This window comes from uncultured Roseobacter sp., from assembly GCF_947499265.1.
Classification (GTDB): Bacteria; Pseudomonadota; Alphaproteobacteria; order Rhodobacterales; family Rhodobacteraceae; genus Roseobacter.
In genome coordinates this window covers 242,911-265,185 of sequence record NZ_CANMNK010000003.1, presented here as the reverse complement: position 1 = coordinate 265,185, position 22,275 = coordinate 242,911, and the positions used below count along the sequence as shown (strand labels likewise).

Genomic DNA, 22,275 nt, shown 5'->3' with positions numbered 1-22,275 from the left:
TCGTGTTCTCCTGTTTGGCCACTGCCGCCGGGGCAGGGGATTTGCCACCCGCCCTGACCGCTGCCGATTTTCTGCAATTCGACCGGGATCAGGCGGCTTTGGGCCACTCCTTGTTCTACGATACCATCCTGTCCGGCAACCGGAATATCTCATGCGCGCATTGTCATCACCCGGATTTTGGCACGGGTGACGGGCTGTCGCTCGGCATCGGCGAAGGCGGGCAGGGGCTGGGGCCGGACCGGACGCCGGGCGCAGGCCTCTCGCGCATCGCCAAGCGCATTCCACGCAACGCGCCGGGCCTGTGGAACCTCGGCGCGCGACGTGCACGTTATGTTTCATGATGGGCGGCTGAGCACGTCGGATCTTTTTGGCAACGGCTTCAATTCCCCGGCGGAGGAATGGCTGCCCAAAGGGTTGAATTCGCTTTTGGCGGCACAGGCGCTCTTTCCGTTGGTGGCGCAGTTCGAGATGGCGGGAAATCCCGGCGAGAATGAGGTCATCGGCGCAGTGCATGATCGGATCGACAATGCCTGGCCGATCCTTGCGAAACGCGTCCGCACAGATGCGCGTTACGGGCCGCAGTTTGTTCAGGCTTTCGACCACATCAAGACCGCGGAAGAGGTCACGATTGTGGAGGTTGCCAATACGCTGGCGGCGTTCATGGCCGTGGAGTGGACCAGCATCGACAGCCCCTTTGATCGCTATCTTGCCGGAGACACATCTGCCCTGACGGATGAGCAGCAAAAGGGCATGGAACTTTTCTATGGCAAGGCCGCATGTGACAGCTGTCATGCCGGACCGTTGATGACAGATCAGAAATTCCACGCGCTTGGGTTGCCTGCCTTTGGTCCCGGGCGCACGCGTCTCTTTGATCCCTATGCGCGTGATGTCGGCCGGATGTCCGAGAGCAATCGGTTGGAGGACGCCTATGCCTTCCGCACGCCGATGCTGCGCAATGTGGCACTTACAGCTCCTTATGGTCACAACGGGGCCTATCCGACGCTGGAGGCGATGGTACGGCACCACCTTGATCCGGCTGCGGCGCGCGCGGCATGGCGCCCGAGGGACGCGCAGCTGCCGGAGGTTGCCTGGCTCGCGGGCACCGATTTCATCATCCGATCCGACAGGCGGGAAATGGCGCGTCAGGCACGGTTTGTCCCGCCCGGCGGTCCAGCGCTGGAGGCGGCCGAAATCGCGCAGATCGTTGCTTTTCTGGGCAGCCTCACCGGGACGAGCGTGGATCAGCCCCCCTTTGGCGTGCCCGCCTGGTTCAAGCCCTGAGCGCTTTGGCCAGCGCGTGATAGGAGGCTTTCGGCCTGCGCGCCAACGTCTCGAAATCCACGTGGATCAAGCCAAAGCGTTTTTCATACCCCAGCGCCCATTCGTAATTGTCCATCAGCGACCAGAACGTGTAGCCCGCCAGCGGTACGCCTTCCGCCATGGCTCGCCGTGCGGCCTTGATATGCGCGTTCAGGTAGTCAATCCGCGCCTGATCCGGCACATCGATCTGGTCCGCATTTGCCATCCCGTTTTCCGTAACATAGAGCGGCAGCCCCTTGGTGTAGGTCTCATGCACCCATGTCAGGAAGTGGTGCAGCCCCTCGGGATAAATCTCCCAGCCCATCTGGGTCTTCGGCAGCGGGCCGTTGACCTCTTCATGCGCGGGCCAAGGGCCATCCACTGGCGCGATGCGTTTGCAGGTGTAGTAGTTCAAACCGCACCAGTCGAGCGGCTGACCGATGAGGTCAAAATCATCCTGCCAGCCTTTCGGCATATGGGGGGCCAGGCCTTCCATCACATCCGCAGGATAGGCGCCTTTGAAGAGCCCACCCAGAAAGAAGCGGTTGTAATAGCCATCGTAAAGCTGCGCGGCCTTTGCAGCTTCCGGCGTGTCATCCACCGGGTGCGCGTACTCAAAGTTGCACACAGCGCCGAGGTTTTTCACGCCCAGAGCGCGCATCGCCTGAATGGCGCGGCCATGACCGGTCAGCACGTGGTGCATCGCGTGTGCGGTGGCGCGAATGTCGCGCAGACCGGGCGCATGATGGCCCATGAAATGCGACAGCCAGCCGACACACCAGGGTTCGTTGATGGGGGCTGCGCTGAACACGCGATCCCCGATCCGTCCCATGATGACCGTGGCGAAATCGGCAAACCAATGGGAAATGTCGGGATTGCGCCATCCCCCCAGGTCGGCCAATGGCACCGGCAGTTCCCAATGGTAAAGCGTGGCCATCGGGTTGAGCCCCCGCGCCAGCAACCCATCGACCAACCGGTCATAGAAATCGAGGCCTTCCGGATTGGGCGCGCCGCGTCCCTCGGGCATCACCCGCGCCCAGCTGGTCGAAAACCGGTAGGCGTCCAGCCCTAGCGCCTGCATCAGGTCGAGGTCTTCGTCCATCCGGTGATAGTGGTCACAGGCGATATCGCCGTTTTCGGCCCGCACCACATTGCCGGGGGTGGCGGCAAAGGTATCCCAATGGGTTTTGCCAGCACCGCCGAAACTGTGCCCTTCGATCTGATAGCTGGAGGTTGCTGCGGCAAACTGGAAGCCCTCGGGGAAATCTGATCTGCGAAAGTCCATCACGTGTCCTTTGCCGGGCCGGGCGCGGTGGAGCCACCGATGACAAGCTCCGCGTCCCAAAGTTCCGTTCTGATGTCATGTGCCGGGGTGGTGATCTGTTCGATCAACATCTCTGCACATCGGCGCCCCGCCGCCCGCACCGAGGATCGCATGGCGGTAAAGACGGGGGCATCCAACCCATTGGGAAGATATGAGATTTCGTCGTCAAAGCACAGGATCGACACATCCCGGCCCATGCGCAAACCGCGCTCTTCGATGGCGCGGCGAATGCCCAAGGCAAGCACGATGGAGGAGGTCACGATCGCCGTGGGCGGTGCCGGACCGTCGAGCAGTTCCAGCGTCGAGGCATGCCCGAAGGGCTCGCTCATCTCGCCCGACCGCATGATGGTTTCATCTGCAGCAATCCCCCAAGATTGCAGGGCAGAGACATAGCCATCGCGACGGCGCTGTGCAAAATCCATCTTTTCCTGCCCGTTGATCAATGCGATGCGACGGTGGCCCAGCTCCAGCAAATATTGCGTACCCTGCTCAAGGGCGCGGGTGTTGTTCACATCCATCCAGGAATAGGGCGTTGTGACTTCCGATGCGCGACCATGCACCAGAAAGGGGATGTCCAGTTCCGCCAGAAAGGCGATCCGCGGATCATTGCGGGTGGGGGAATGCACGATAATACCGTCCACAGCACCCTTTTCGGCGACGCCGCGATAGGCGCTCATCTCGTCTTCGTCTCGCACAACGGAGAGGGTCATGTTGTAGCCATGGCGGGAATAAACCTCGCCCGCACCGGCGATGAAATCGGCAAAAACGATGTTCACCATCTCGTTCTGCTTGGAGAAGGGGATGATGTGCCCGATGGACATGGACCGGCCCGTGGCCAGTGTCTGGGCGCGGATGTTCGGCCGGTAATTGTACAGAGCGGCGGCATCCGCGACACGTTTGCGCGTCGCCTCATTGACCTCTGGATATCCGTTCAGCGCGCGGCTTACGGTTGTCTGCGACAGGTTAAGCCGTTCGGAAAGCTCACGTAAGTTCATAAAGTCCGGTCGTTTTTGATGGTAACAGCCTTGCCAGCCTAGGCACCGCCACCGCCTGCGTCAAAGCCGAAACCGGTATTTCGCACAGGTCGCAAACTATTGCTTTGAAAACCTGCGTGAAACCCAACCACGAGTTGACAGAATTACAACCGTAAGCCACGTTTTGGCAATCCAAAGCGCTTTGGGGTGATTCTTTTGCGCAAAAATAATGGGCATTCTGGTGTCAAAATAGGCACCGCAACGGGAGGAAATCATGAAGGCACGTTTTTACGCGGGCGCTGCGGCGCTGGCATTGTCGGCTGGTACTGTCCAGGCAGATGGGCACCAGCCCTTTGCCGTGGGCGAGGGCGACTTCAGCTGGGACAGCTATACGGAATTTGCGGATAAGTATGATCTATCCGGTCAGACGGTGGAGATCACCGGGCCCTGGACCGGCAATGAAAAGGAAAAGGTGGACAAGGCGTTTTCCTACTTCACCAGTGCGACCGGTGCGACGGTCAACTATTCCGGCTCCGACAGCTTTGAGCAGGACATCGTGATTTCCGCGCGCTCCGGCTCTGCCCCCAACCTGGCCGTTTTCCCGCAGCCGGGTCTTGCCGCCGACATGGCCAGCCAGGGTTTGCTGACACCGCTGCCGGAGGGGACCTCCGATTGGGTGAAAAACAACTATGCCGCCGGTCAGTCCTGGGTTGATCTGGGCACCTATACGGATGCGGATGGTGCGGACCAGATGTACGGCATTTTCTACCGCGTCGATGTGAAATCGCTGGTCTGGTATTCTCCCGAGGCCTTTGACGAGGCCGGCTATGACATTCCCGAGACCATGGAAGAGCTGAAAGAACTGACCGATGTCATCGTGGAAGAGGGCGGTACACCCTGGTGCATCGGTCTGGGATCCGGGGCCGCGACCGGCTGGCCCGCCACCGACTGGGTCGAGGAAATGATGCTGCGCACGCAATCGCCTGCGGATTACGACGCCTGGGTCGCCAATGAGATGAAGTTTGACGACCCCAAGGTGATCGAAGCCATCGAGGAATTCGGGGCCTTTGCCCGCAACGATGACTATGTGGATGGTGGCGCCTCTGCCGTGGCCAACACGGATTTCCGCGACAGCCCGGCGGGCCTCTTCTCGATCCCGCCAAAGTGCTACATGCACCGCCAGGCCTCTTTCATCCCGGCGTTTTTCCCCGAAGGCACCACCGTGGGCGATGACGTGGATTTCTTCTATTTCCCGGCCTATGAGAGCAAAGACCTTGGCAAACCGGTGCTGGGGGCGGGCACGCTTTTTGCGATCACCAACCCATCGGACGCAACCAACGCTTTTGTCGAATTCCTGAAGACGCCGATTGCGCATGAATTGTGGATGGCGCAGGGCGGGTTCCTGACGCCGCATTCTGGCGTGAATACGGAAACCTATGCCGAAGAAAGTCTCAAAGCGCAGGGTGATATTCTGCTGAATGCGACGACCTTCCGGTTTGACGCGTCAGATCTGATGCCGGGTGAGATCGGCGCGGGGGCTTTCTGGACCGGTATGGTGGATTACACCACCGGGGCAAGCGCCGAAGACGTGGCCAAGGGCATTCAGGACCGCTGGGACACCATTCAGTAACTGGTCCGGCAAATTGTGGTTCGGCAGCGGTGGGTTGCCGGACCAGCATAAATTGATTTCGCGCTTTGGGAGGGACTGCAATGTCACCGCTGCTACAGGGGATCGTGACAGTTGTTATCGGGGTCGGCGGATGCGTCGGATACTTCTTTCTGTCCAACCTCATCCTCGACAAAGTGATCTTTCCGCCGCGCGCGGATAATCCCGGTCAGAACATCAATCGGGCCAATCTGGTACGCCCCTGGCTGTTCCTGTTTCCGGCCATGGGCGCGCTTGGGCTCTATCTGGTCTACCCGGTCGTGGGTTCTTTCTGGCGCTCACTCTATAACCGGTCGGGCGATGAATTCATCGGGTTTGGCAACTATTCCGTCATGTTCTCGGACGCCGGATTTCAAACGGCGCTCTTCAACAATTTTCTCTGGGTGCTGGTGGTGCCTGCGTCGGCCACTTTCTTTGGCCTGCTGGTGGCACAGCTGACCGACCGGCTCAAATGGGGCAACATCGCTAAGTCGCTGATCTTCATGCCGATGGCGATCTCCTTTGTAGGTGCCTCTCTGATCTGGAAATTTGTCTATGCTAACAACGCCGATATCGGGTTGATCAACGCGATCCGCGACTTTTTCGGCGCGTCGGAGCCGCTCGACGTGTTGCAGGTGCGCTTCTGGAACAACTTCTTTCTGATGTTCATTCTGGTCTGGATCCAGACCGGCTTTGCCATGGTGATCCTCTCCGCCGCCCTACGCGGTATTCCGGAGGAAACCATCGAGGCCGCGATCATCGACGGCGCCAACCCGTTTCAGGTCTTTTTCAAGATCAAGGTGCCGCAGATCATGGGCACCATTGTGGTGGTCTGGACCACGATCACGATCCTCGTGCTCAAGGTTTTCGACATCGTCTACACCATGACGGGGGGCAATTTCGGCACTGAAATCCTGCCCAGTTACATGATGTCCTACATGTTCCGCGATGATGGGCGCGCCACGGCGGTGGCCTTTGTCATCATGATCATCGTGCTGCCGGTGATGATCTGGAACATCCGGCAAGCCAGAGCGGAGATGAGATAATGGACAATATCGCAGGGACTAAATCTTCGCTCAGCTGGGCCGTCAATCTGTCGGTCATCTTTCTGGTGGTCATCTGGCTCATTCCCACGGTTGGCTTGCTCGTCTCCTCCTTCCGCGACCGGGATCAGATATCGGCCTCGGGCTGGTGGCTGTCGCCCTTCGCGGTGGAGCAGAACTTTCAGGCCAAAATTCCCGCCGAAGAGGCCCGGCCCGCCGATGGGGGCTTTGTCATCGAAGGCAACATCTTTGGTGATGCAGACACGGAGATCATCCGCTTTGGTGGCGCGCGCTCCAACCCCACGATTGCAGCGGCGGGGGAAACGGCAGAGCTGACGCGGGACCGGTCGCTGACGGTGCAGGAAAACGGTGATTTCACCTATTTCTCCCCCAACGAAATCAAACGCGACCCGAGCGTCTATTATTCAACCGCGACGCCGCCGGATTTCTCGCTGTCGAACTATCAGAACATCCTGTTTTCCAACAATATGGACATCGCCTTCATCAATACGCTGACGGTGACCATCCCGGCGACAATCATCCCCATTCTGATCGCAGCCTTTGCGGCCTATGCGCTGGCCTGGATGGATTTTGCGGGCAGGGGGGTTCTGATCGCCGTGGTGGTCGGCTTGCTGGTCGTGCCCTTACAATTGGCGTTGGTGCCGCTTTTGCAATTCCACAACAAGATCGGCATCGGGCAGAGCTTTTTAGGAATATGGATGGCGCATACCGGCTTCGGGCTGCCGCTGGCGATCTATCTCTTACGCAACTACATGGTCGGCCTGCCGCGCGACATCATCGAAAGCGCCAAGGTCGACGGGGCCACGGATTTCCAGGTCTTCACCAAGATCGTGCTGCCGCTGAGCTTTCCCGCACTGGCGTCATTTGCGATCTTCCAATTCCTCTGGACCTGGAACGATCTGCTGGTGGCCAAGGTCTTCCTACCATCGAATTCGGAGAGCTGGGTCATGACCGTGAAAATCGCCGATGACCTGCTGGGCTCGCGCGGCGGGGACTGGGGCATTCTGGCCTCGGCGGCCTTCATCTCCATCGCGGTACCGCTCATCGTCTTCTTTACAATGCAACGTTATCTGGTGCGCGGTCTGCTGGCCGGCTCCGTGAAATAGAAAGTCAAACAAGAATGACAAAGATGGAACACCATCTCCACCTTCCCGTCATTGACAAGGATTGGTGGCGTGGCGCGGTGATCTACCAGATCTACCCGCGCAGCTTTCAGGACAGCAACGGCGATGGGATCGGCGATTTGATCGGCATCTCGCAGCGGATGAGCTATATCGCCTCGCTGGGCGTGGATGCCATTTGGATTTCGCCGTTCTTCACCTCGCCGATGAAGGATTTCGGCTATGATGTGAGTGATTATTGCGACGTCGATCCGATGTTCGGCACGCTGGCGGATTTTGACGTGGTGGTAGAAGCCGCGCATCAGCACGGGCTGAAGGTGATGATCGACCTGGTGCTGAGCCATACGTCGGATCAGCACCCCTGGTTCCAGGAAAGCCAGTTGAACCGCACCAATTCCAAGTCAGACTGGTATGTCTGGGCCGACCCCAAGCCCGATGGCACGCCGCCCAACAACTGGCTGTCGATCTTTGGCGGTCCGGCCTGGCAGTGGGACCCGGGGCGGGAGCAATACTACCTGCACAACTTCCTTGTGGAGCAGCCCGATCTGAATTTCCACAATGACGATGTACAGAACGCGATCCTCGCCACCACGCGCTTCTGGCTGGACCGGGGCGTGGATGGCTTCCGGCTCGATACGATCAACTTCTACTACGCGGATAAGGAGTTGCGCGACAATCCCGCGCTGCCGCCTGAACGGCGCAACGCCAACATCGCACCTTCGGTGAACCCCTATAATCATCAGGAACACATCTACTCCAAGAACCAGCCGGAGAACCTGGCGTTCCTGAAGCGATTCCGCGCGTTGCTGGATGAATACCCGGCAGCCGCTTGTGTGGGCGAGGTGGGCGACGCTCAGCGGGGGCTGGAATTGCTGGGCGAATACACCAGCGGGCCGGAAATGGTGCATATGTGTTATGCCTTCGAGTTCCTGGCCAAGACCAAACTGGACGCGACCCGCGTTGCGACGGTGTTCGATGAATTGGGCCGTGTGGCGCGCAATGGCTGGCCGTGCTGGGCATTCTCCAACCACGACGTGGAGCGCCATGCCTCGCGCTGGGATCTGCCGCCCGCCGCACAGCGCATGTTTGCAACCTTGATCATGTGCCTGCGCGGATCGGTGTGCCTCTATCAGGGCGAAGAGCTTGGCCTGCCGGAGGCAGATGTCGCCTTTGAGGATCTACAGGACCCCTATGGCAAGCAATTCTGGCCCGAGTTCAAAGGCCGCGATGGCTGCCGCACCCCGATGGTCTGGGAGCATTCCAACCAGAACGGCGGTTTTTCCGATGGGTTCCCGTGGTTGCCGGTCAGCCACGATCATCTCAACCGCTGCGTGACGGCGCAGGAAGAAGAGCCCGGCGCGATCCTGCACCACTATCGCCGCGCCATCGCCTTTCGCAAGGAACACCCGGCGCTGGTCAAGGGGGACCACGGTGGCGTCTTTGCCTATGGCGATGTGCTGCAATTCACGCGCGAACATGAAGGCCAGACACTCTTTTGCGCCTTCAACCTGTCGGATACGCCATCGCTGCACGGCATGCCGCCGGGCGATTGGATGACCGTCGGGCACGAATTGGGCGGGGCGACCCCGTCCCCTGATTTCAAACTGCACCTGGGGCCATGGCAAGCGTGCCTGGCGATCAAACAGGATTAACCCGCGTCTTGGGAGGGACAAGGACATGGCCAATCTGAAATTGACGGATGTGGGGAAATCCTACGGTGTCGGCGTGGAAGTGCTTAAAAACATTGATTTGGATATCACGACAGGCGAATTGATCGTTTTCGTGGGTCCGTCCGGCTGTGGCAAATCCACCTTGCTGCGCATGATTGCGGGGCTGGAGAAGATCACCGCCGGTGAGTTGCTGATCGATGGCGACCGGATGAACGATGTGCCGCCCGCGCAACGTGGGATCGCCATGGTGTTCCAGTCCTACGCGCTTTATCCGCATATGACCGTGCGCGACAACATGGCCTTTGCCTTGAAGCTGGCCAAGAAATCCCCATCGGAGATCGACGAGGCGGTGGGCCGCGCCGCCAAGGTCCTGCAACTGGATGAATACCTCGACCGCTTGCCCAAGGCGCTCTCGGGCGGGCAACGACAGCGGGTTGCGATTGGCCGCTCGATTGTGCGCGACCCAAAAGTTTATCTGTTCGACGAACCGCTGTCGAACCTCGACGCCTCCCTGCGTGTGGCCACCCGGATCGAAATTGCGCAGCTGAAGGAAAGCATGCCCAATTCCACCATGATCTACGTGACCCACGACCAGGTTGAGGCGATGACCCTGGCCAGCCGCATCGTGGTGCTGGCCAATAAGGGGATTGCGCAGGTGGGCTCGCCGCTGGAGCTTTATGAACGCCCCGAAAACGAATTCGTCGCGCAATTCATCGGGTCTCCTGCGATGAACCTGCTGGCTGGCGAAATCGTTGAGACGGGTGAGGTCACCCATGTGCGTCTGGATGAGGGCGCAGGGGCAATCGCCGCGAATATCCCGACACGCGACAGCGACAAGGGGATGAAGGTAAACGTCGGCATCCGCCCCGAAGACATGGTGACGACCGACGACGAGAACTACGCTTTTGCCGGAACGGTTGAGATCACTGAAGCGCTGGGAGAGGTCACCCAGCTTTATTTTGCCAAGTCAGGTCCCGAAAATGCGGCAATTATCGCAAAACTCCCCGGTATTCACACCGGCGTTCGTGGTACCCAACTGAAAATGACGGCGGATGCTTCCAAGCTGCATCTCTTTGCCAACGGGCATTCGCTTTTGTACCGCGATTAGGGACGCGGGGGCGCAATATAGGCGCATCGTGAAGTGGTGTTGGTCAATTGTTGACTTGACGTTAATTGTTAACGAGCCCCTTTTACGCCAATTTTTGGCGGATAGCTGGATTTACACCTCCACCCGGGAGGCATTAGTCTGGCGTCGTTCGGGGTGAAAGGAAGAAGTCTTGGTTACGAGTTATGGCGCACTTTTAGGTCTGCTGTGCCTTTTTCAGATTAAACATATGCTGGCGGATTACTTCCTTCAGACAAAGATTATGCTCGACGGGCGTGATGAATACCTTCACCTGGGGCGCTTTCTGCATGCAGGCGTACATGCCGCCGGATCGTTGATTGCCTTCTTCGTGGTTGGCGCCTCGCTGGCGTTCATCGTCCCGGTTGTATTGATGGAATGGGTCGTGCATTTCCACATCGACTGGTGGAAAGGGCGCCACACTTCGGGTCTCAACCTGACACCGCAGGATGCAGCCTATTGGCGCGCGTCAGGGGTGGATCAGGCACTGCATCAGTTGACCTATGTGGGTATGCTCTGGCTCTGGCTCTCCATGAGCAGCGGCGCCTGACAGATCTTACTGGGGACGCCCCCGCCGGTTTCATGGTCGGTCTTGTGCCTCCGAAAGAGGATCGCAGTGTGTAGGCCCTGCGACTTTTGATCGCTTCAATTTCGTTGACAGATTGCCTTTTTACAGGACTTCGTTAACGTTAGGTCACTGGTTTTAATCAATTTGAATGGTTTTTTGTGGGGGGAAAGACATATGGAGCGGTTGTTCAGACTGTTTTGTGTCAAGCTGGTCTTTGCCTGTTTCGCACATGCCGCATTGGCTGAATCTCTGACCGAAGCCGTGCGCTTTGCCGTCACCACCAACCCCGTCATTAAATCATCACAAGCAGAAATGCGCGCTTCCGCATTTGAGCTCATTCAGCTCCGCGGTGAATTTGAACCGCGTGTGACGCTCTCGGGTGAAACGGGCTATCAGCGTGTTGATGATCCCAATTCACTGTCGGTGATTGACAACGACAGCACCAAGTCACGGAACCAGTTGGGCGTCCGGGCAGAGGTTGTCTTGTTCGATGGTTTTCGCCGCGCCAATCTGGTCTATGCAAATGCCGCGCGGGTCGATGGCAGCATCTTTCGTCTGCTTGATGCCTCGGAAACGATGGCGCTCAATGCGACCGAAGCCTATGTCGATGTTTACCGGCACCGTCAGCTTTTGGCGGTCGCCAAGCGCAACGTGGCCAAGCACGAAGAGATCGGTGCGCGGGTCCGAGAGCTGGTTCAGGGCGGCAGGCTCCCCTATAGCGACGAGCTGACGATTGACGATCGCATCAGATCTGCCAGGCTGGCGCAGCTTGAAGTGGAACGTTCATTGCGCGATGCAAATGCCCGATATCAAAGGGTAATCGGGCGTCCGCCAACAGGCGATATGAGCATCCCGCTGGCCAAGCCGCCGCAATCGCTGGATCAGTTGTCGGCCACCGCCGAGCAAAACAGTTATCGCGTTCAATTTGCCCGGACGCAGATTGACCAGACCCGCTTTCAATCGGAGGTCACATTGTCTGACCGGTATCCGCAGCTCACACTTGGCGCGGGTGTTGTGCGCGACATTAACCGCAACGGTGTGTCCGGGAACCGCACAGACGAATCCATTGGCGTCGGCCTGCGCTGGACGGTCTATCAGGGCGGGCGGCAGGCGGAGCGGCAGGCACTGGCTGAACGCAACAGCCGCGCGATGTCAGAATTGGCGGTTGCGGTGCGCGAAGTCCGTGAGCTGGCGGCCCGCACGTGGAATACCTATCGCACCAACGTCGACCGGTTTCGTCAGCTGAGTGATCAGCTGCGGATCAATCGATTGATTGTTGAGGTCTACGGGGATGAATTCCTCGCAGCGAAACGCTCGCTGCTGGATTTGCTGGAAGTGGAACGCGCGCGGTTTAACGTGGAATTCGAGGCGGTTGGGGCGCAGGCCGGGCTGGCATTCAGCACCTATCGGGCACTGGCGGCGCAGAGTTTGCTGGCCAATCATTTTGGGCTCGCCAAAAGCGATCTGGCCTTGGAGCCGCGGTTTCAGGATCGCGTCAAGGACAACCCCACCGCGGTTTTCAACGTCAATATCGAGCCTTTGAAATGAGCATCCATGACGGCACAGCCTCCGAGGCGGTGTCGCTGACGCAGGCGGGATCTGACGCGGCATCCGGCCCGTTGGCGCTCATCAAGTGGATGGCTGAAGCCTTTGACAGGCCGTTCTCGGAGGCCGCCACGCGGTCGCGCATCCCGCAGGACGCCTCCCTTTCAGACGCGCATCATCTGGCGCGCGCCTTGGAGACGATCGGATTGAAATCGCGGGTGGTCCTGCGGGATCCGGTGGCTGTTGATGCCATCGCCCTGCCGTTCATCGCATGGCGTAAATCGGGGGACCCGATTGTCATCCAGGGCTTTGGCAACAAGGGCAAGGTCGCGCAGATTGTCGACCCCGTAGAAGGGCCGCTGTCTCAGGAAATCACCCTGCGCCAATTGCGCAAGGATATCCGTCCTGACCTCATGCTGGTGACCCGGAGCGATGACCGGGCAGGTGCCATGCTGTCGCCCGCAACCGCAAAGGAAAGCGCGCAGAAACCCCACTGGTTCTGGGGCGCTGTACGCGCGAATTGGGGCAACTGGGCGCAGGTTCTGGTCGCGGCGCTGCTGCTTAACCTGATGTCTCTTGCCCTGCCGCTCTTTGTGATGAACGTCTATGACAAGGTGATCCCGAACCTGGCCTATGTCACGCTCTGGACCCTCGCCATCGGCGTTGGCATTGCGCTGCTGCTGGATCTGGTGATGCGGACACTGCGTGCCAATATTCTGGAAAACATCGGGCGGCGCGTTGATCTCAAGGTGGCTGCCACGCTTTTCCGACAGGCGATGGACACCACCCTGCTGAACCGGCCTGGTGGGGCCGCAGGCATCGCCAGCACCATCCGGGATTTCGAAGTGGTGCGCGAATTCTTTGCCTCCGCCACCTTCGTGGCCCTGATTGATCTGATGTTTATCGGCATTTTTGTGGCCGCGCTCTTTTTCATCGTGGGGCCGATTGCGCTGGTGCCGCTTTTTGCGGTGCCGGTGGTGCTGGTGATTGCCATCGCCGCACAGCTGCCCATCGGGCGCAGCGCCGGGCGCGCGCAGCAAATGGCCACCAAGCGGCATGTGGTGCTGGTCGAAGCCCTTTCCGGGATCGAGACAATCAAGAGCCTGAATGCCGAACCACTGATGCAACGTGAATGGGAAACCGCCGTGGCCGCCTCGTCGCAGATCAACGGGCGCACGAAATTCTGGTCGAATGTGGCCACCAACGGCACCATGCTGGTGCAGCAGTTGGTGTCCGTCTTGATCATTGTCTGGGGCGTGTTTCTGGTCTCTGACGGGGTCATTACCATCGGTGGGCTGATCGCGGCCAACATTCTTGCGGGGCGGGTGTTGGCGCCCCTGGGCACCATCGCCCAGACGATTTTCCGCGCGCAATACGCGTTCAAATCGCTCGGCGCGCTGAACCGGTTCATGGCGCTGCCGGTCGAGCAGGGGCCCGCGGTCAAAAGCGACGCGCGGGTCAGTGCGGGCGCTATCACCGTGGATGCGGTGACGCTGAGCTATCCCGAGACGCAAAAGCCCGCGTTGGATCGTCTGAGCTTCGACGTCAAGCCGGGGGACGCTGTGGCGCTTCTGGGGCGTGTGGGCTCCGGCAAAACCACGACAGGCAAGCTGTTGGCAGGGCTCATTCAACCAGACAGCGGTTCGGTCTTGATCGATGGGATCGCACTCACGCAGTACGAACCGGCGGAGCTCAGGCGGGGCATCGGCTATCTGCCGCAATCGCCAGAGCTTTTCACCGGGACGCTGCGCGAAAACCTGATGATCGGTAACCCGTCTGCCAGCGATGAGGACATTGCGCGTGCGCTTTATTTCGCGGCGATGGATGAGTTTCTGGCCGAGGCGCCGGAGGGTCTTGATATGTTCATTGGCGAGCAGGGACGGCGGTTGTCAGGCGGGCAGCGGCAGGGCGTGGCCTTGGCGCGCTTGCTTTTGCGGCAGCCCAAGACTCTGTTTCTGGATGAGCCGACCAACGCGATGGATCAGCGCATGCAGACCCAGATCATCGCGCGTCTGGAGGAACTGAACCTCACCGGTACCGGGCTCATTGTCTGCACACACCGGCAATCTCTGGCGGCGATGGCGCGACGCCTGATCGTGATGGATCAGGGGCGTGTCGCGCTCGACGGGCCGCGCGATGACGTCCTGACCAAATTGCGCACCATGGGTGCGGCGCGCGCAAAGGGATAGGGCATGTTCGGAAACCGGATCGAAGATGAATTTGCCAATAGCATTTCCAGCGCGCAGGCGGCGGTGCGTGATCGCGGCCCGTGGCGGCTGTTGCTGGCCATTGCCTTGGGGTTGGCGGCGTTTCTGGCCTGGGCCGCGACCTACCGGATCGAGGAAACGGCGCGCGCCATCGGGCGCGTGATCCCGTCCCAGCAGGTGCAGGTGGTGCAGAGTCTGGAAGGCGGCATCATTCGCGACATCACCGTGCGCGAAGGGGACATTGTGGCGCCGGGTGATGTGTTGATGCAGATCGACGACACGCGGTTTGACGCGGAACGGGGCCAGTTGCTGGAACGCGAAGCGGCGATCCTGGCGGAGTCTGCGCGGCTGAGGGCGGAGGCAAGTTTCGCACAGGACGTGAGTTTTTCAGAGGATTTGGAAGCCCGCACCCCGCTGGCCACGGCGGCGGAACGGGAAGTTTTCCTGTCGCGCAAAGATCAGTTGCGGCGCGAAATCCAGGTGCTGGAGGCGCAGTTGTTGCAACGCCGCAGTGAGTTGGATGAGATCAAGGCGCTGCGCGACCGCACCAACGCAATCCTTGAACCACTTCGCGCCGAGATCGCGCTGACGCAAGGCATGTTTGACCGCGGTCTGGTCCCTGAGATCGAACTGCTGCGCCTGCAGTCGCGCTTTGCCGAACTCACCGGGGACATCGCGGTCAGCAAGGCCAGCGAACCAAGGCTGCAGGCCGCGATTGTCGAGGCGGAAAACCAGATCGATGCTGCGCGCTCGGCTTATGTGCTGACCGCTCGGCAACGTCTGGCCACGCTTCAGCTCGAATTGGCGGTGGTGCAGGAGACCCTGCGCAGCGCCAATGACCGGGTAACGCGGGCGCAATTGCGCGCGCCGGTACGTGGCACCATCAACCGGGTCAACGCCACCACCATCGGCGCGGTGGTGCAGCCGGGCGCGCCGCTGGTCGAAATTGTGCCTATCGACGACAGCCTGCTGATCGAGGCGGATCTGGGCCCCCGGGACATCGCCTTTGTCAGTACCGGCGAACCGGCTTCGGTGAAAATCTCCGCCTATGACTACGTGATCTATGGGGCGCTGGAAGGAGAGGTGGTGCGGATCGGCGCGGACACCATCGCCACCGAGGACGGTACCGAGTTTTTCCGCGTGATCGTGCGCACCGACAAATCATATCTCGGTACCGAGGAAAAACCGCTGCCGATCACCCCGGGCATGATCGCTTCGGTGGACATTCAGACCGGCGAGAAAACCGTGCTGTCCTATCTGGCCAAACCGATCCTGCGGGCCCAGGGCGAGGCGTTGCGCGAGCGCTGATCACTTCTTGGTGGAGGCAAAGACACCATCCCAGTCCGGGCCCGGAGGACCAACGCGTAAATCCGCGATCCGGCTGCGATACATCTCCAGATAGGTCTTGAGCTGCAGATCAAGCGGCTGCACATCAACTGTCAACTGCTCTAGCAGGGCTTCCGCGCGATCCCAATCCTGCTCTCTGTAGGCGCTGAGCATGCCAGCGTTGGTGACCAAGACCTTCTGGAAGGATGGTTTTCGGCGCAGATCTTCGGCCCCCAAAAGCGCGAATATCGTCTCGGGCACCTCTTTGCCAACCACCCGTACACGATCCAGCTCCATGACTGCGAACTCGCCCATAACCTCCTGGGCGGTGGCGTTTCCGAGAATAATCGCCAGGCCATAATACCGCGACTGTCCTTCAAGGCGGGACGCAACGTTCACCGGATCGCCCAATGCGGTATAGTCGAACCGTGTGTCACTGCCCATGTTCCCTACAACGCATTGACCGGTGTTGATCCCGATGCCGACGTTGATTTTGTGCACCTTCGTCCAGGGCTTGCGCTTGTCGCCCCGCTGCGCCACGCGTTTGCGTTTCTGTTCCCGCAAACGCTCTTTGTTGAACTTGTCCACATCCGCAATCATCTTGAGGGCGGCGCGACAGGTCGCGCGCGCGTGGTCGTCGTTGTCCAGCGGTGCGTTCCAGAACGCCATCACCGCGTCGCCCATGAACTTATCGATGGTGCCCTTCTGTTCCATGATCGCGCGGGACAGGATGGTCAGAAACTTATTCATCAGCAGCGTCAGCGCCTCGGGGTCGTCGCGGAACTCTTCGGCGATGGCGGTAAAACCACGCACGTCGCTGAAAAGCAGGGTCAGTTGCCGGGATTCGCCCCCCAAGGTCAGCTTGCCCTGATTGCGGCTCAGCTGGTCGACAAGATCCCGCGAGACATACTGGCCAAAGGCGCTGCGAATTTCACGGCGCTGGCGTTCTTCGCGCAGGTAATTGACCGTGGAAATCAACATTACCGCTGTCGCGGTGGCGATCACCGGAAATGACGCGTCGAGCAGGATGCGCTTGTCGTAGAACAGGTAGTAGGAGGTGCCGACGTATCCTGCCAGCAGCACAAATGAAGATGAAATCAGCAAGCGTGCGGACAGCCTGGGTGCAAAGAGGATGACCAGACCGCAGAGCACCAGCGTGGTCACAAGCTCAATTGCAATCGTGTAATTGGGCCGCAGCAATAGCGTTTTGGCCATAATGTTTTCAAGGACTTGTGCGTGGATCTCAACCCCGGCCATCGCCACTCCCAGAGGCGTGGCGCGAAAATCCTCAAGCCCGATGGCGGAGGTGCCCACCAGCACCAGATGCCCTGCGAGCCGCCCTTGCGGCACCCGGTCCTTGAGCAGATCGGCGGCAGAGATGTAGCGGCTGCGTGACGACGGCGTAAGGTAGGGCCAGACGGTGCCGTCCCGCGCCGTCGGGATCAACTGGCGCGCCAGAACGACCCCCTCGATCCCGGCGTCGTTGCTGCGCACGGCAAAGGGTTGCCCGCCAGTGGCCACCCGCAGCAATTCTGGCGTCAGCCCCAATCTGATCTGACCCTGAACGCTCATCACCAGCGGCACGCGCCGGTAGACGCCATCGGGGTCAGGTCTGGCGCTGAACATACCGCGCCCGGCTGCCGTGGCCTCAAGCTCCGGCAGGTTTTGCACGATATCGGGGAATTTTATCAGGTATGGCGTTGGGTCCGGTCCGATCGTGGCATGTGCGGCGGGGGCCATTTCGCGTTTTTCCGCCCGGTTCCCCGCCGTTGTGCGCACGCTGGCCTGTCCGACAATCACCCGCGAGGTCGCAAAAGCTGCGGCCAGAACACTGTCATTGTCGGGCAGTTTCTTCAGCCCCTCGGCCAGATCGGGCGGCATGTCGGGGTTGTCCTGGGCAATTCGCGCCGGGGACAGGCGATCAGGCTCGGCAAAAACGATGTCGAACCCGATGGCAACCGCGCCCTGTTCGGTGGCGCGGGTCACCATCTCTGCAATGCGGCTGCGCGGCCACGGCCATTGCCCGATTTCCTCAATGCTGCGGTCATCGACGTCGAGAATGCTCACTGGCATCGGCGTCAGGTCGCGCGGTTTGGACTGGTGGTAGAGATCGAAAGTGGCGTTACGCAGGGTCGCGAGCGGCTGTGGATCACCGACGCGAATGGCCAATCCGCACAGCAGACCGAAAAAAGCGATCACCCGCACCCAACCGAACCATTTCGATAGCCATTGCGTCATTTCGGTGATCACCCGACCGCTGACAATAAGCTGCCCCATCAGCGCAGCACAAACCAGCTCCCCCGGGTTGATGTTGCTATTCTGACCGAATCGGCTGACGGATCAAGTCGCACGATTGCGCTGTGTTTGTTTCCATAATAGACGTAATCAAGAGATTTTTTTTGTGCTGGAAGAAATATGGCTTTTTTCTGGCGTTATTTAGACGGAATGTGGGATCGTTCACAGAAGCGGACTCAATTTTAGGTTAAATATCAGTTAAGTTAATCGCTGGGGGAATGGCTGGTGTCTCGGCAATATTTGGCACAAAACGAAGAGCCGAAGGAGGTTGTCACACTATTTGGTGACGGAACCTCGGCGATTTTAGTGCCTGATAGTGCCTTGCTGTTCAGTGGCGAATTCTACCGGCTGGGGCCGGATCTCTACATCGTCAACGATGCCGAGGCGAGTTATCGTATCCCTGATTACTTCGCCTATCAGCCGGCTGTCGATCTGCGCGATCCCAATGGCGCGATCCTGCGGGGGGATCTGGTGGAGCGGCTCGCCGGGCCGATTGCGCCGGGTCAATATGCCCAGGTCGGCGATGTGGCCGAAGCTGGACCTATCGGTCAGGTCGAGACCGTTGAGGGGACCACATCGGTGCAGCGCGCGGATGGCACCGAAGAGACCCTTCAGGTCGGGATGAAGATCTTCCAGAACGATGTGATTGCCACCGAAGAGGACGCGGCCGTTTCGGTGACCTTCCTGGATGGCACGATTTTCACATTGGCCGCCGCATCGCGGATGGTGATTGATGAGCTTATCTACGACCCGAATGCGGATGATAACACCGGCAGCTTCAGCCTGATCCAGGGCAGTTTTGTCTTTATCGCGGGGCAGGTGGCCAAGACGGGCGGGATGGATGTGAACACGCCCTCATCCACGATGGGGATCAGGGGCACCACGGTGGTTGTTCAGATTGCCAGCGAAGGTGGCGTCGATACAACCGAGGTCACATTGACCACGGATCCCGACGGCGGCAAGGGTCGCGTGGAATTGCGCGACATCGACGGCAATCTGATTGCCTTCATCACCGACACAAACACCAAATGGATCGTTTCCGCCGACAATACCGTAACGCGCGAAGTTGACCGGACGCTGCAGGATACCACCGAAGACAACCTGTTGATCGCCGAAGCCTTTGCCGCTTTCCGCCTTGCTGCCTCCCGTCTCGATGCCGGCGAGGCGTTTGTTACGCTCTCAGACACCAGCAGCCGGTCGAACTTCGATCAGGAATCGGCCCAACCGCCGACCAGCCTCGAAGTGGATTCGATTGACGAGATCGACAGCATCGAAGCACCGCCGGATGTCGAGCGCGAGGAGCCCATCGAGGGCAGCGATACCATTGACGACACTCTGATCATCGACACCAACGACGAAGGCCCTGTGCTTGTTGTGACGGGCCTAGAGGATTCCAGCCCAAGCGCGCCCATCAGCGGCGATATCGGGGATGTGGCCGGGAACCTCGTCTTCGCGCTCGATCAGGGCCCTGCAAACGGGACCGTGGTGGTGCGTCCGGATGGCGGGTTCGACTATGTGCCGGAACCGGATTTCAACGGGACGGATACATTCACCTACATCGCCATCGATTCCGGCGGCAATGTGATCGAAGGATCGGTGGTGGTGAATGTCCTGCCGGTCAATGACGCCCCGCAGGCCGAAGACAGCGTCGCGGTGGTGATGGAGGATGGCATCTTCACCGGCTCGATCAATGCCAGTGATGTGGATGGCGATCTGCTGAGCTTTGCGATCAACGAGGTGCCGACCAATGGCGAGGTCGTGCTGCTGCAGGACGGCACCTACGCCTACCAGCCCAATTCGGACTTTTTCGGCACCGACAGTTTCAGTGTCATCGTCTCTGACCCGGATGGTGAAACCGCAGAAGCAACGGTCACCATCACCGTGAGCCCGATGAACGATGCGCCAGTGATCACCACAACGCTGGGACAGGCCCGCGGCGCGCTTGCCGAGGATGATGATCAGGTGGAGGTCCAAGGCCAGCTGACGGCGGAGGATGTTGACGAGGATGCGACCATCACCTGGACCGGCGTGTCCACGGCGGTGTTCGGCGTCTTTGCCATCGATGCCAATGGGGCCTGGAGCTACGAGCTAGACAGCATCTTGGCCGACAGCATTTCCGAAGATGAGGTTGTGGTCGAGACCATGACCGCGACGGCGCGTGACGAATTTGGGGCGGAAGCCACGCAGATCGTCGAAGTCACCCTGACCGGTACCAATGATGCGCCGACGGTCACGCCCAACACCGTCTTTGAGGTGGATACAAACGAGGCAATTGCCGGTCAGCTGTCTGCCAGTGACGTGGACAGTGAGGATGCGCTGAGCTTTGCTGCCGGGGATGATGCGCCGCAAAACGGGGTTGTGACCATCAACGGCGACGGCTCTTTCGTCTATACACCCAACGCCGGTTTTGCCGGCGTGGACCGCTTCAGCTACACCGTGACAGACGCGGAAGGCGCCGTTTCCGTTGGGCGGGTCACAACAGTTGTTGAGGCCAGCAGCGGGGGCGCGGGAGATGCCTCCGTCACGGTAGATGTGGTTGGCGATGCCAGCGACAGCACCGCCGCAGGGGCATTGGTGATCGATGCCGAAGCCGCGGATGCGATCGCTGTCAATCTCGTTGTCGCGATGGACAGCTCCGGCAGCATCGGGGCTGCGGCATGGACGGAACAGAAAGAAGCCGTTGCAGATGCCGTCGCCCAACTTGCGCAGAAATTTGAAGGATCCGATACGGAAGTAGAGGTGCAGATCATCTCCTATTCCAGGGCCGCGAGCGCCATTGGGCCCTTCAGCCTGCAAGATCCCGCGCTTGCCGAACAGATCCTCGACCTGCCGTTCCTGCGCGGTACGACGCGGTGGGATCTTGCGCTGGACGAGGCCAATGAATTCTTTGCGGCGCAGCCAGTGGGTGAGGCAAACTTCCTGCTCTTTATCACCGATGGCGTGCCCACCAGCGAGGCCTGGCGCGACTCGCTGGACGCGCTGCAGAACTCGCCGGATGCGGCCTTCAGCCTCGATATCCAGGCCTTTGGCATCGGTGCAAGCTACGATCCAACCCTGTTGCAGGAAATCGACCCCGAACCGACGCTGCTGGAAAGCTCCGCCGATCTTGCGTCTGCGCTGACCGCGACACCGGTATTCTCGCCCAGCCTGATATCGCTCGACGTGGCGCTGGAAGTGGATGGCGTTGACAAGGGCGTGATCGCAACCGAGACCAGCGATGCGCTGACCGTGGATGGCATCGACTATGTCCTGCCACTTGCGAGCATCGAAAACATCGACACCCTGCTGGGCGAAAGCAACCGGATCAGTGTCACGGCACGTTTTGACCTCGACGGTGATCGCGATACAGCCGAGGTCGAGCTTTTCAAAAGCGATGTGATTGGCAGGGCGGACACAGCGCAGGTGGTTTCCGGATTTGCCGATCATGATCTGCTTTTTGGTGGTCAGGCAGATGACACCATTCAGGGGCATGCGGGTGATGACGTGATCCTCGGGTTTGATGGCAATGATACGATTGATGGCGGCACCGGCGCTGATGTGGTGCTGGCGGGCGCTGGCGATGATGTGGTGCGCGTGGGCGAGGTGTCCGTAGATGGGCTCGACGTCATCGACGGCGGATTGGGCCGCGACATCCTGGATATCGACGTGGGTGGGAACCTGACCGACGATCTGATCCGGTCGCTCGATATCCGCAACATCGAAGCAATCGATATGGAAAACGGTCTTGGAAATACGCTGGAGCTGACACTCGCAGACGTGGTGGACCTCTCCGCCACCAGCGACAGCCAGCTTGAGGCGCTGCTAGACGCGGCGCTGCCGGAAAGTGCGGTGATCTACGGGGATACCGGCGACCAGCTCACGCTGCTGGGCGATGCCGAGGGCGGTTTCCAGAAGGTCGCGGGCGCGCCGGTGGACGATGGTCAGGGCAACACGCTCGACATCTACAACTACGTTCAGGACGGCAATGTGCTGGCGACGCTGGGTGTGGACACGGACATCGAAGTGTCGGGTGCTGTCCCCGTCGTTTAAACACGGACCGCGTGTATTTCCCTAAATGTGAACGAAGGCGCCGGACCCCCGTGTTTGCCTGTTTGCAGCATCGCATCGAATCCCG

The 22,275-nt window shown here is 59.8% G+C and carries 13 protein-coding genes and 1 pseudogene; 11 read left to right on the top strand and 3 right to left on the bottom strand.

Translation table 11 applies throughout. From position 1 onward, the window contains the following. Positions 1 to 2: 2 nt before the first annotated feature. Positions 3 to 1,281 (top strand): annotated as a pseudogene (locus tag Q1A63_RS09375) (cytochrome c peroxidase). Here Q1A63_RS09375 and Q1A63_RS09370 read toward each other — a convergent pair. Both Q1A63_RS09370 and Q1A63_RS09365 read right to left on the bottom strand, forming a co-directional pair. After that, entirely contained in the window at positions 1,271 to 2,584 is a 1,314-nt protein-coding gene (locus Q1A63_RS09370; RefSeq protein ID WP_298971034.1) for a GH1 family beta-glucosidase, read from the bottom strand. The pseudogene Q1A63_RS09375 and the gene Q1A63_RS09370 overlap by 11 nt on opposite strands. Beyond that, on the bottom strand, positions 2,584 to 3,618 hold the full coding sequence (locus Q1A63_RS09365) for a substrate-binding domain-containing protein (RefSeq protein ID WP_298971036.1): 1,035 nt from the start codon (positions 3,616 to 3,618) through the stop codon (positions 2,584 to 2,586). Before Q1A63_RS09365 ends, Q1A63_RS09370 begins: the two co-directional genes overlap by 1 nt. A gap of 253 nt (positions 3,619 to 3,871) precedes the next feature. Here Q1A63_RS09365 and Q1A63_RS09360 point away from each other — a divergent pair, with 253 nt between their 5' ends. The 9 genes from Q1A63_RS09360 to Q1A63_RS09320 all read left to right on the top strand — a co-directional run bounded on the left by Q1A63_RS09360 (position 3,872) and on the right by Q1A63_RS09320 (position 15,848). Then, positions 3,872 to 5,227 (top strand): ABC transporter substrate-binding protein, encoded by a 1,356-nt coding sequence (locus tag Q1A63_RS09360; protein WP_298971038.1) that lies wholly within the window; start codon positions 3,872 to 3,874, stop codon positions 5,225 to 5,227. Positions 5,228 to 5,307: 80 nt separating this feature from the next. Next, entirely contained in the window at positions 5,308 to 6,288 is a 981-nt protein-coding gene (locus tag Q1A63_RS09355; RefSeq protein ID WP_298971040.1) for a sugar ABC transporter permease, read from the top strand. Then, on the top strand, positions 6,288 to 7,412 hold the full coding sequence (locus Q1A63_RS09350) for a carbohydrate ABC transporter permease (RefSeq protein WP_298971042.1): 1,125 nt from the start codon (positions 6,288 to 6,290) through the stop codon (positions 7,410 to 7,412). The genes Q1A63_RS09355 and Q1A63_RS09350 overlap by 1 nt, the downstream gene beginning before the upstream one ends. A gap of 14 nt (positions 7,413 to 7,426) precedes the next feature. After that, positions 7,427 to 9,079, top strand: a complete 1,653-nt coding sequence (locus tag Q1A63_RS09345; RefSeq protein ID WP_298971044.1) for an alpha-amylase family glycosyl hydrolase — start codon at positions 7,427 to 7,429, stop codon at positions 9,077 to 9,079. Between the two features lie 25 nt (positions 9,080 to 9,104). Further along, entirely contained in the window at positions 9,105 to 10,205 is a 1,101-nt protein-coding gene (ugpC, locus tag Q1A63_RS09340) for a sn-glycerol-3-phosphate ABC transporter ATP-binding protein UgpC (protein WP_298971046.1), read from the top strand. Positions 10,206 to 10,374: 169 nt separating this feature from the next. Then, positions 10,375 to 10,770: a DUF3307 domain-containing protein gene (locus Q1A63_RS09335; RefSeq protein WP_298971049.1), complete on the top strand. Its 396-nt coding sequence runs from the start codon at positions 10,375 to 10,377 to the stop codon at positions 10,768 to 10,770. A 192-nt stretch (positions 10,771 to 10,962) separates the two neighbouring features. Continuing rightward, positions 10,963 to 12,336, top strand: a complete 1,374-nt coding sequence (locus Q1A63_RS09330) for a TolC family protein (protein ID WP_298971051.1) — start codon at positions 10,963 to 10,965, stop codon at positions 12,334 to 12,336. Then, complete coding sequence (locus tag Q1A63_RS09325) at positions 12,333 to 14,522, top strand: type I secretion system permease/ATPase (protein ID WP_298971052.1); 2,190 nt, start codon at positions 12,333 to 12,335, stop codon at positions 14,520 to 14,522. Before Q1A63_RS09330 ends, Q1A63_RS09325 begins: the two co-directional genes overlap by 4 nt. A gap of 3 nt (positions 14,523 to 14,525) precedes the next feature. Beyond that, on the top strand, positions 14,526 to 15,848 hold the full coding sequence (locus Q1A63_RS09320) for an HlyD family type I secretion periplasmic adaptor subunit (protein WP_298971053.1): 1,323 nt from the start codon (positions 14,526 to 14,528) through the stop codon (positions 15,846 to 15,848). On the opposite strand, the gene Q1A63_RS09315 is transcribed toward Q1A63_RS09320, so the two are convergent. Next, positions 15,849 to 18,143 carry an adenylate/guanylate cyclase domain-containing protein gene (locus Q1A63_RS09315; RefSeq protein ID WP_299631319.1) on the bottom strand — a complete coding sequence of 765 codons (2,295 nt, stop codon included), beginning with the start codon at positions 18,141 to 18,143 and terminating at the stop codon, positions 15,849 to 15,851. 324 nt (positions 18,144 to 18,467) lie between these two features. On the opposite strand from Q1A63_RS09315, the gene Q1A63_RS09310 reads away from it, so the two are divergent. After that, a complete protein-coding gene (locus tag Q1A63_RS09310; RefSeq protein WP_298971057.1) occupies positions 18,468 to 22,190 on the top strand; it encodes a tandem-95 repeat protein in 3,723 nt (1,240 codons plus the stop codon). Positions 22,191 to 22,275: the final 85 nt, after the last annotated feature.

What these genes read in the sequence shown, in the direction of transcription:
- Q1A63_RS09370 (WP_298971034.1), bottom strand. Translation starts at nt 2,584, where the DNA reads ATGGACTTTCGCAGATCAGATTTCCCCGAGGGCTTCCAGTTTGCCGCA.
- Q1A63_RS09365 (WP_298971036.1), bottom strand. Translation starts at nt 3,618, where the DNA reads ATGAACTTACGTGAGCTTTCCGAACGGCTTAACCTGTCGCAGACAACC.
- Q1A63_RS09360 (WP_298971038.1), top strand. Translation starts at nt 3,872, where the DNA reads ATGAAGGCACGTTTTTACGCGGGCGCTGCGGCGCTGGCATTGTCGGCT.
- Q1A63_RS09355 (WP_298971040.1), top strand. Translation starts at nt 5,308, where the DNA reads ATGTCACCGCTGCTACAGGGGATCGTGACAGTTGTTATCGGGGTCGGC.
- Q1A63_RS09350 (WP_298971042.1), top strand. Translation starts at nt 6,288, where the DNA reads ATGGACAATATCGCAGGGACTAAATCTTCGCTCAGCTGGGCCGTCAAT.
- Q1A63_RS09345 (WP_298971044.1), top strand. Translation starts at nt 7,427, where the DNA reads ATGACAAAGATGGAACACCATCTCCACCTTCCCGTCATTGACAAGGAT.
- ugpC (WP_298971046.1), top strand. Translation starts at nt 9,105, where the DNA reads ATGGCCAATCTGAAATTGACGGATGTGGGGAAATCCTACGGTGTCGGC.
- Q1A63_RS09330 (WP_298971051.1), top strand. Translation starts at nt 10,963, where the DNA reads ATGGAGCGGTTGTTCAGACTGTTTTGTGTCAAGCTGGTCTTTGCCTGT.
- Q1A63_RS09325 (WP_298971052.1), top strand. Translation starts at nt 12,333, where the DNA reads ATGAGCATCCATGACGGCACAGCCTCCGAGGCGGTGTCGCTGACGCAG.
- Q1A63_RS09320 (WP_298971053.1), top strand. Translation starts at nt 14,526, where the DNA reads ATGTTCGGAAACCGGATCGAAGATGAATTTGCCAATAGCATTTCCAGC.
- Q1A63_RS09315 (WP_299631319.1), bottom strand. Translation starts at nt 18,143, where the DNA reads ATGGGGCAGCTTATTGTCAGCGGTCGGGTGATCACCGAAATGACGCAA.